This window comes from Pseudomonas sp. MD195_PC81_125 (genome assembly GCF_014060985.1).
In the GTDB taxonomy this organism is placed as follows: domain Bacteria; phylum Pseudomonadota; class Gammaproteobacteria; order Pseudomonadales; family Pseudomonadaceae; genus Aquipseudomonas; species Aquipseudomonas parakoreensis.
Genome location: NZ_JABULD010000637.1, coordinates 1 through 1,669 on the forward strand (window position 1 = coordinate 1; position 1,669 = coordinate 1,669).

Annotated in this window: 1 pseudogene; it reads right to left on the reverse strand. The window is 63.4% G+C overall.

Annotated elements, in window-relative coordinates:
• Positions 1-18: 18 nt before the first annotated feature.
• Positions 19-1,555: pseudogene (locus tag HT737_RS32445) on the reverse strand (FAD-dependent oxidoreductase).
• Between the last annotated feature and the right edge of the window lie 114 nt (positions 1,556-1,669).

The window sequence follows — 1,669 nt, forward strand, 5'->3', positions numbered from 1 at the left end:
ATTCAGGGTGTTCTTGGGTCAGGGGCAGTTGAAGTAGGGCCGGATGCCGTGATCGCGGAAATACCGCTCGATCACCTTCGGATCCGCACTGTTGTCGGCAATCGCCACATAGGTATCCGGGCGCAGCAAATAAAACCCGTTACGCCCCAACCCCGCCGTGTCAAACGCCGGGCGCCAATCGAACACGTGCAGCGGCAAATGATGTTCGTGGCACCAGGCGATCATCTCGTCGCTGGTGTCGCCGTACACATGCACCTGCCAGCAGGGCTGGCGTAGCGGCTCGTAATTATCGCCTTCACCATCATGCGCCCACGGCAGGCGGTCGCCGCCGTGGACGTGGCCGGCGCTGCCCTGGCTCAGCGGCATGCCGCGATAGTTGAGGGTGACTTGCGAGACGGTGCGAAAGAGGAATTCGCGGCTGGCGTCGAACGTGGCCATTTTCGGGATCAGAAACGGTGCGAGGCGCGTGCGCAGCAGATCGGCGATGCGCCCCTCGGCGGTGACGAACGTGAATACTTTGTCGGTGGTCGACACCAATCGGCGGGCGAACGCGATACGCTCGGTTTCGTAAGTGTCGAGCAGTTGCGCCGTGGCGCTGCCGTTGAGCACGGCGGCGAGTTTCCACGCCAGGTTGATTGCATCGCCAATCCCGGTGTTCATGCCCTGGCCGCCGGCGGGGCTGTGCACGTGCGCCGCGTCACCGAGCAGAAACGCCCGACCGCTGCGAAAATGCTCGGCCACGCGGTGATGCACACGGTAGGTGGAGAACCAGTTGACCTCGTCGATGTGTACGTTCAGGTGTTCGATGGCGCGGTGGCTGACGTCGGCGAATTGCAGGGGTTTCGGCGCGATCGGCACGTTCATCGCGCACCGTGCCGATCAAACGCGCACGGCCTTCGCCGGCCAACGGGAAGACGGCGAGAAAATCCGCTTCGTCCAGATCCAGGTGCAAATCACCGTTAAGCGCCGGGCCGCTGGCCTGCACATCCGCGACGTAAAAAATCTGCTGATAGGTGCCGCCCGGGAAACCGGTGTCGAGGGTTTTGCGCACCACCGAACGCGCGCCATCGCAGCCCGCGAGAAAGCATGCCTGACAGATTTCCTGCTGCCCGTCGGGCAAGCGCAGATGCGCGGTGAGGCCGTCGCCGAGTTCTTCAAAACTTTCGAGTTCGGTGTTGCGCTCAACCACCACGTCATAGTCTTCGAGGCGTTCGAGCAGCAGCCGTTCGTGCTGGTCCTGGGGAAAGATTTCGATGAACGAGTAGGGCGTCAGGCCTTCGCCGATGCGCTGCAGCGGCAACTGCGCAACCGGTTTGCCCTTGACCCAGAAATGCGCCGCCGCGACCTTGTGCCCGTTGCGCACCACGGTGTCGGCCAGATCCAGCTGACGATACAACTCCAGCGTGCGCGCCTGCACCGCCAGCGCCCGCGAGGTGGTGCCGGGCGCGGAGGTCTTGTCGATGATGCGCACGCGCACGCCCAGTTTGCTCAGCCACAGAGCCAGCACCAGACCGGTCGGGCCGGCGCCGATGATCAGAACGTCGCTGCGGTGCATGAGCCTGTCCTCCGTTGGCTGTGGAGCAAGTATGGATCAGATGGAAAGGCTAGCCAGTGCGGGCCTCTTCGCGAGCAGGCTCGCTCCCACAGTCGAACGCATTCCAATGTGGGA